Origin of the sequence: Roseibium sp., from assembly GCF_025698965.1 — a bacterium.
GTDB lineage: Bacteria > Pseudomonadota > Alphaproteobacteria > Rhizobiales > Stappiaceae > Roseibium.
On sequence record NZ_JAILWL010000256.1, the window covers coordinates 1 to 9,150 of the forward strand.

A 9,150-nucleotide genomic window follows, 5' to 3' on the forward strand; every position below is an offset into this window, starting at 1 on the left:
CAGGAGGCCGCGAAGGCGGCGTCATCTGGCACACCACAGGTTCCGGCAAGTCCTATACCATGGTGTTCCTGCTGAAGGCCCTGCTGCTCCGCTCTGAGCTTGCCAACTGCCGCACCATCGTCATCACCGACAGGACGGACCTTGAGCGGCAACTCGCCAATACCTTCATGTCCGGAGGAGCCTTCGGGTCGGCTATGGCCACCAAGAAGGAAGGTGCGAAGGCCAAGGCGCAGTCGGGACGTGATCTCGCCAAGCGGATCGGTTCCGGCACCGAACGGATCATGTTCACGTTGCTGCAAAAGTTCACATCTGCGGCGTCCTATCCCGAATGCCACAACGACTCGTCCGACCTGATCGTGCTGGTGGACGAGGGCCACAGGAGCCACGGCGGGGAAAGCCATGAGCGCATGCGCAAGGCCCTACCAAATGCTGCCTTCATCGCCTTCACCGGAACGCCGCTATTGAAGGACGACAAGACCCAGAACAAGTTTGGCCCGATCCTCCACGCCTACACAATGCAGCGGGCAGTCGAGGACAAAACGGTGGCCCCTCTGCTCTATGAAGAGCGGCAGCCGGAGCTCGAGATCAACGACCGGGCCGTCGATGCCTGGTTCGAGGCGAGAACGACCAACCTCAGCGACGACCAGAGGGCGGATCTCAAGAAGAAGTTCTCGACCAAGGGGACGATCTATGGGGCCGACCAGCGCATCACCTGCATCGCGCTCGACATCGCCGAGGACTTTTCCCGCAACTGGAAAGACCTTGGCCACAAGGCGCAGCTCGCCACGGACAGCAAGCTCTCGGCGATCCGTTACAAGGCGGCCCTCGATGCGCTGGGGCTTGTTGAGAGTGCCGTGATCATCTCCCCGCCCGACACACGGGAAGGCCATGAGGACACCAGCGCGGCCAACTCGCCCGAAGTGCAGAAGTGGTGGGCCGCGACAGTCGCCAAAAATCCAGCAGGCGCCGAGGGCTACGAGAAAGAAGTCCTGAGGGATTTCGGAACTGATGGTGGGCCGCACATCCTCATCGTCGTCGACAAGCTGCTGACGGGCTTTGACGAGCCGCGCAACACGGTTCTCTACATCGACAAGTACCTGAGGGAACACAATCTGCTGCAGGCCATTGCCCGCGTGAACCGCCTGCACGAGGATAAGAAATACGGCTACCTGATTGACTATCGCGGCATCCTGAAGGAGCTGGACACGTCCCTGACCGCCTATCAAGACCTCGCCGAGCGAACCCAGGGCGGCTACGAGATCGACGACCTAATCGGCCTCTACGAGAACGTCTCCAGCGAGTACAAACGCTTGCCCGTGCTCCACCGCGATCTCTGGGCGATCTTCAAGGATGTGCAGAACAGGCAGGACATGGAGCAGTTCCGCCGTGTCCTCGTTCCCAAAGTCGAGATCAATGAAGCGGGCGAGAACTTCGACAGGCACCAGAAGGTTCGGGACGATTTCTACGCGGCCTTGTCTGAGTTCGGCATGTGCCTGAAGCTCGCCCTCTCCACCCGCAGTTTCTTCGAGGACAGCGCCGTCGGCGAGAAGAAGATTGCGACCTACAAGAGCGACCTCAGGTGGTTCACCGAGCTGCGTATCTGGGCCAAGCAGGCCAGCCAGGAGACGGTGGACTTCTCGGCCTACGAGAAGCAGATCCGCGACCTGATCGACAAGCAGGTGATCGGCATTGGAGTCAAGGATAGCGAGGGTGTCATCGACATCACGGGGTTTGCTGAAGACGGACAGGCAAGCTATTCGCTCGATGATCCGGAGAGCTGGAGCGACGAGAAGACACGGACAGAAGCCGATCTCATCAAGTCGCGCCTGACGCGGACGATAGAACAGGACTTGGCTGAAGACCCCTATGCGCAGGCAGCCTTCTCCGAGCTGCTCAAGAAGGCCATTCGGGAAGCGGCGGACCTCTTCGACCATCCGCACAAGCAGTATGTCCTGCTGAAGGATCTGGAGGAGCACGTCAAGACGGGGCAGGCTCCGGGCATTCCCGACAGGATCGCTGACAACCGCCACCACAGGGCCTACTATGGTGCTCTCCTGCAGGCTCTGCCCGAGGGAACGGTCAAGGAGAAGGGAGAGGACCATCTGATCGACGAAGCCATCCACATCGACGGCATCGTCCAGTCCGCGATTGCGTCCCACTCCCTTGACCCGGAGAATGCCATGAAGGAGATACGGCAGAAGCTGCTGCCGCGCTACTTCAGAACCTATGGCGGCGGCATGGAGCTGGCAGAAGGAATTCTCTCGCGTGTCCTTGAAATCGTCAGACGCGGCGCTGGGCGTGAAGACAGCTGACGTGAGCGACTGGGTCCTTGCTTATGGGAACGAGCGCATTCCCTACGAAGTGCGGTTCAAGGCTGGGCGCTCGGGAAAGGTCGCCATCCATGTCGAGCACGACGGATCGGTCGTCGTCGATACCCCCGAGGGAACCGATGCCCAACGCATCCGGGAAGCCGTCAGCAAGCGAGCCGGTTGGATCTACTGGAACGTTCAGGAAGCCCGTGAACGGTTCACCCATGTCCTCCCCCGGTCCTATGTCAGCGGCGAACAGGTGCACTATCTCGGTCGGCGGCATGTCCTGAAGGTCATCCCTGTCGCCAAGCCTGACAGGTCCGTCAGGCTCTATCGTGGCACCATGGAGGTGAGGACCGAGAACACGGACTCACAGGCCATTAGAGGGCGTCTCAGGGGCTGGTACAAGGTGCGAGCCCAGGCTTACCTCAAGACCCGCCTCAACGCCGTCTCAGAGGCCCTGCCATGGATCGAGACCAATCCCCCGTTCCACCTCATCGAGACTGACAAGCGATGGGGCAGCTGCTCAACCGATGGCACTGTTCGCCTAAACCCATTCCTCATCAAGGCCCCGCGTGAGTGTATCGACTATGTCGTTCTGCACGAGCTGGTCCACCACGCCGAACACAACCACAGCCCCCGCTTCTACAGCCTCCTGGACCGCCACATGCCCCGCTGGCAGGAATACAAGCGGCGACTGGATGCGATGGCTGAGGTGTTGCTGAATGAGTGAAGCGCCTCAACGATCCAACAGGAGACGACCAATGACGAAGTATGCTCGTTGCTAATGTAGGAAGGGGAGCCTATCTGAATCTGCAATGTTCGCATCTAGCTCTGCCAACTTTTTGCGAGACACCATTCGTTGGCCTTTCCAATCAGCAGGCAATGTCGCGACAACCGGTCGTTCAGGACCATTGTAAAAGACGGTACCTCTGCATCGATCAAAGTCTAGATCGAAGAATATCAGGTGATCGGCCCTCTGCTCGACCGGACGAAACGCGGGTCCGTATCCGCTACCCGTCGCCTTAATCTGAACGCTTCGTTTGTCGATGCTGTAACCGTCGATGCCAGGGTGCGATTTGCTGTCAACCAATGTGATGCCAAAAAGCTCGACTGCGAGGGCTTCACCGATGTCGCCCACGAGATTTCCGTCAAGAGTGTATTTCAAACTAACCTCGTGACCTCCTTGCCGAAGAAGTTCCCTGTAGTAGTCGCGGACTTGGTTTCGAGCTGTAACTAGACCTGCTATGGCTTCTGGAAGTGCAAACGTACGCATTCTGGCTCCTTTCTCTCTCTCACCAATAACGCGAACAGGGCGAAGTTTTTACCCCTGAAAACGTTGCTGCGCCTCCTCCTTCCAATTCACCGTTATGCTCTGTATCATTGCCACCTGATCGCTGGCCCCAGTGTTGGTACACAGGGCAATCAGACCAAAGAAAAAAGCTTCGTAAAATCAACGCGATACGACTGCCAAATCCTGAGTTCAAATCTCTCCGGCAGCACCATTCAAGACTTCAAATTACGGTCACAGATCTCATGCCGTTTCTTGAACAGAGATGGATCGGGGTCCAAAAATGTTTGTTGCCGCCTATTGGAACAGGTAGCGATCATGCGGTTCATCTCGTTCTAAATCAGATCAGACCTGTCTCGAGTAGGCACTTCTGAAGGGCCGCCAGGGTGCCGTCCGAGCTGCGCACGCATCTGGAACGAGTAGGATTGTGGTGTGACAAGCCGTTTAACAGGCTTCCAGTCACTCGAAAGCCGGGAACATAGCGGAGCAATCCTTTTGGCAACCATTCTCCACTGTGAACAAGGGGTAGGAAGCATTGTTTTTGCCGTCGATGTGATCGATCAGGTCTTGACCTGAACATCGACTTCCAACAGGAAGTGCGAGCCAATCATCGAACATATGTTCGTTGAAAAGATCCAGAGCCGCTTGCATATCCGGTATCGCAGCACCATGTGCGGCGGCGGTGAAAACACACACGAACTGAAGAGAAATTAGGCAGACATGCGCAACGACAATCGAATAAAAATCGCATTCTACTTTGTCCTTTTCTGCACCTTGGTCATGCTTTTTGAGGATGTCGGCGAGTCGATGGGGGTCGAGTGGATCGAAACCTGGGACGACATGCACATCTGGGAGTTCTTCATCCTGGGGTCGCTGCTGATTGCAACAATTATCCTGGGCATCGAATTCAAGTCGATGCAGCGCACACGGGATTCTCTTGAAGAGCGTTTGAAGGCAGCCTCGGGTTCATTCAACAGACTTCTTGAGGCGCATTACGATGCGTGGAACCTGACGCCATCCGAGCGCGAGGTCACCAAGCTGATCCTGAAAGGGTGTTCCAACAACGAGATTGCGGAGATCCGGAGCGCTGCAACGGGAACGATCAAGGCCCAGACCCATTCGATTTATACAAAGTCCGGCCTCGCGGGAAAAAACCAGCTTCTGGGGTTTCTTCTTGAAGAACTCACTGATGGCGGGTCTGTCGCCGGTTAGTACCCGCCGTTCCCGGCAAATGAGACGGGGCGGACCAATCGCACGGCACATGACAACGCACCCGTGCAACGAGAAACCGAAGTTCAAATCAGGCGGCCCAACGGCCGCCTTTTTTTGCCGATGCCACAGACACTTCCTTTCGTTCGCATAAACCGCATGCATTGAGTGCTGGATACGCTCTGATTTGTCTACGACACCGTAAACCCGATCGTAATGACAAACCCCAACGTTTCCACTCGCCACAACTTTCAACGAAATTTCCTCTTTAAAATCAACATATAATCCATTGGTTTATTGTTCCCTGCACCCGTGTTTCTACACCCTTTCCGTGCGCGCCCGACTTGTCTGCACTGTCGAAGTCTCTCTTCCCCTCAGCTGTTCAAACTTCCCCTGAAATCAGGAGCGGAGAGGTATTTCGAATACGGCAATCACGACGCGAAACAGGTGACAACGGTTTCGGGAACAGACCAGAATGGCGAGAAACGCCCAAACGGACGCGCAGGTACTGGCACTCTACCAGCAGTACCTTGATGATTATCTTGCCAATCCTGACGGTCTCAGCTCCCAGACGCAGGATGCCTGGCTGTATGGCTCGAATGCTGCTTCGCTGACCGACGCGCAGATACGCGCAGAATTCGCCTCCATCGCCGCCTTGCTGCAATTGTCGGATATCGGTCTCGATGCCGGAGGGTCGCCAGGTTACTACGCTGCTTCAAAGCTTGGAGCCCAGATCGCTGCGCAAGTCAGTCAGGCTGCATCCCTCGCGTCTTCTCCGGCCCTGACCAAAGCGGAGGAAACGGCCCGCGCCGAAAGTGCGGCCGCAGAGATGCAGTCCCGGTTTGATCAGGTGATCGCGTCCAACGCTGCCGCTGCCGCCTACCTGCCTTCGACGACTGCACAACGGACAGAATTCAATGCCGGCGTCAAAAAGGCCTTTGCCGATATGACGGAGGCACGAGACGTATTTGGACGCATACTGGGGGGCGACAACAGTCCTGAAGCAATAGCACTGGCCACGGCAAGCGCCTTGAAGGCTGCTACAGGAATCCTCAAGGCACTGCCGTTACCCGGTCCAGCCAAAGCGGCGGCAAATGTCATTTATCTGGCAACCTATCTGGCTCCGGCAATCGCATCCATGGCGGATGGCAATGTCGACCCGGCCGCCTTGATCACCATTGCCGCGCAAACAGCTGCTTCCATCCTCACCTGGGGTGTTTCGGACTATTTCTTCGACTATATTGCCCCGATCATCGTCCAGGCGGCGGTCAATTCCGAGCTCGGCGCCAATGGTCTGATCGACCTTTCGCCAACTGCGGTAACAACCAAGTTGATTGAGGCCGCCACGCATTCGTATGGCGGAAGCTTACCCAGCTGGTGGGGGTCAGCCCTTCAAGGCCAGCAAAATGGCCCACCTCCGGAACAGCTTGCCAGGGCTGAAGCCTACACTCTGGATATTGCGACGGATAATATGCTCGCGAACATTGGAGCGCAGGTCGCCAATGCCTATTCCGGTGTAGGGAACTATTTTCAGGAACTGACCCTGACGTTCAATGGAACATTGGGGACGATTCAAACCAGTTTTTCCCGCTCAAATGGCATCGCATATAATCCTACCGCCTATTTGAAAAGCGAGTTCTCCGTCTGGTCGCGCAATCCTTGGGGCTGGGTCGGTGTCGGCAATGTCGACTATCTGAAACCGAACGGCGGGCTGTTCGTTCTTGAAAAACGAAGTTCTGCCTTCAGTGCAAGCGGTGGCAACGATACCGTCTATGCTTTCGCGGGCCGGGCCGTCAGCTTAGGCAACGGAGATGACCTGTTTGTCTGGCAGATGGACAAATTCGGCCGTCCAACACGATCGTCCTATTATGACACTGTTGTTTCAGCTCATATCGATGGCGGCGCCGGGTGGGACAAGCTGGACGCCTATGAGTTCATGGGATCAGCCGCCTTTAACAGCTATGCCGGTACGCTTGTCCTGACCCACAACACTGCCGGATTTATCAAAACCGAAACCAGCAGTACTGCCTCCACCCAGATCAAGCAGATTGCCACGCACGCCAATTTTGAGGAATTCAAAGTTGGCGCATTCCGGATGATCAACATGTCGGCTGCAGCCGGCCCGGTTAAGATCGTCACACAGGATTCTGGCAACGACTCCACGATTTCGGTTCTTTTGGGATCGGCTTTCGGCGATACCCTTTATATCGACAGCTCCCGATATATGGGGCACATCCGAGAAACCAATTCAATCGGCCTGTATATTCAGGCACTTGGCGGCGATGATTATGTCACCGGCGATATTGCCGGTTCAATCATCTACGACGGCGGCACGGGCGTTGATGTTTTTGAACTCACGGTCTCCGATATCGTGCAATGGCCTGGTGGCGGCGTCAGTTGGGATTTCGCCTTTAAGGTCAATCTGGAAACGGGTGCCGCAGAAGCCGTATCCTATCGAACCCAGGGAACCCGTGGTCTTTGGACCACCGAAACCGCGACAATCCGGAATTTCGAATGGTTCAGGGGGTCGGACTACGCCGATGATGTGACCGCCCGCGCCGCGGGATCACGCATATTGGGCCAGGGAGGCAACGATACGCTCCGAGGCCTTGGAGGTGACGATCAGCTACTTGGCGGTGCCGGTAACGATGTGATTTACGGCGGTGGTGGAACCAACCGTCTGGAGGGTAACGACGGCACCGATATCATTCACGGTGGTGATGGTATCGACATGATCCTCGGGGGTAATCACGCCGACCAGCTTTTTGGCCACGGCGGCAATGACATAATCGACACGGGTATCGATTCTCAACTACATGCCGACACAGTGGATGCCGGAGCTGGCAACGACCTCATCTACGGGTCCTACGGTAGCGATATCATTGACGGCGGGGTTGGTACGGACACCGTCGATTACGGCAACGACCTGATACGAAACACAACGATTCCCGAGACATCAATTCAGCTTCAGGTTTCCGGTTTCTCCGGCACCACAACGGGCACGGTCAATCTGAAACTGATAGCCCCCACTTGGACCCTAGATGTCGGCACTCAGCAGTTAACCGGCATAGAGCGCATCATCGCCACGAAAGATGACGATTCCATAAATGTCGGCAATGCAACCATCCAGATTGATGGCGGTAAGGGAAACGACACTCTGACCGGTGGAATTGCTGCCAATAACCTTTCGGGGGGTGTGGGGGACGACACGCTTAGCGGTGGCGGCGGAAACGATACGTTGTCAGGTGGTGCAGGTGCCGATCGATTCCTGTTTGGTACGGATGACGGCGCTGACACAATAACCGATTTCTCTCTTGAAGACCGGCTGATATTTTCCGGCGCCGTCTCGGACGCATCAGCCTCAATCCAACCGTCACTGGCTGTCAGTTTTTTGAGCGGCACTTTCACGCATGTGGTTAGCTACGGCACCACTACGGTGACTTTCGCGTCAGCCAATCATTACGGTTTTACACCCGTAATGACCAATGACGGTACAACTGTCTCATGGGAATTGTCACCTGCCGATGCGACGATCCGAGCCATTGATGACGGCAGCTGGCAGATCAATTCGGCCAATCGCATTCTTGCCAGCGAAGACCAGGTTGTCAGCATTGATGTTAAGGCAAATGACATCATCCCGGGCGTTTCCAACACCCGGATTTCGTCATTCGACACCGTGTCGGCCCTTGGTGCGCAAATCACACTGAATACGGATGGAACGTTCAGCTATGATGCGACTTCGCTGAACCAATTGCAGGCCGGGCAGACCTACAACGACAGTTTCACCTATACGCTTTCCAATGGTCTGGCCACCAGCACTGCCACCGTGCATGTGGTCACGCAGGGTGTTAACGACACCCCTGTCGCGCAATCGGATCAGACAACAACATTGGAAGACACAGCAGTTACGATCAATGTGATCGTGAACGATACCGACATTGATGGCGACACACTAAGCGTGACTGCGGTGAGCGCACCATCCCATGGCAGTGTCAGTTTTTCAGGTGGTCAGATCACCTACACTCCGGATGCCGATTTCAACGGCAGCGATCAAGTGACCTATACCGTTTCGGATGGCAACGGCGGCACGACAACGTCCACCCTGGACATTACGGTTCAACCGGTCAACGACGCACCCATTGCCCGGGCTGACACCGCAATCACGGATGAAGACACGGCGGTGACGGTTGATGTTCTTGGCAATGACAGCGATGTCGACGGCGAAGTCCTCACTCTGACCGCGGCAACAGACGGAACCAACGGGACGGTCACAATCGTGAACGGCAAAGTGGTTTATACGCCCAATGCCAATTTTTTCGGGACGGATCAGTTCACCTACGA

Annotated in this window: 5 protein-coding genes; 4 read left to right on the forward strand and 1 reads right to left on the reverse strand. The window is 56.1% G+C overall.

All coding sequences use genetic code 11. The features are described from left to right. Positions 1 to 2,312: HsdR family type I site-specific deoxyribonuclease (locus tag K5905_RS19570; RefSeq protein WP_297586802.1), on the forward strand; the 2,312-nt coding region annotated here is incomplete at its 5' end. 1 nt (position 2,313) lies between these two features. Next, positions 2,314 to 3,042, forward strand: a complete 729-nt coding sequence (locus K5905_RS19575) for a M48 family metallopeptidase (RefSeq protein ID WP_297586804.1) — start codon at positions 2,314 to 2,316, stop codon at positions 3,040 to 3,042. A gap of 51 nt (positions 3,043 to 3,093) precedes the next feature. Here K5905_RS19575 and K5905_RS19580 read toward each other — a convergent pair whose 3' ends face one another. Further along, complete coding sequence (locus K5905_RS19580) at positions 3,094 to 3,585, reverse strand: hypothetical protein (RefSeq protein WP_297586807.1); 492 nt, start codon at positions 3,583 to 3,585, stop codon at positions 3,094 to 3,096. A 795-nt stretch (positions 3,586 to 4,380) separates the two neighbouring features. Between K5905_RS19580 and K5905_RS19585 the strand changes: the two genes are divergently transcribed. Together K5905_RS19585 and K5905_RS19590 are read left to right on the forward strand one after the other, a co-directional pair. Then, positions 4,381 to 4,812 (forward strand): LuxR family transcriptional regulator, encoded by a 432-nt coding sequence (locus tag K5905_RS19585; protein WP_297586808.1) that lies wholly within the window; start codon positions 4,381 to 4,383, stop codon positions 4,810 to 4,812. 472 nt (positions 4,813 to 5,284) lie between these two features. Then, positions 5,285 to 9,150, forward strand: a 3,866-nt coding sequence (locus K5905_RS19590; RefSeq protein ID WP_297586810.1) for a tandem-95 repeat protein, incomplete at its 3' end; no start/stop codon positions are given.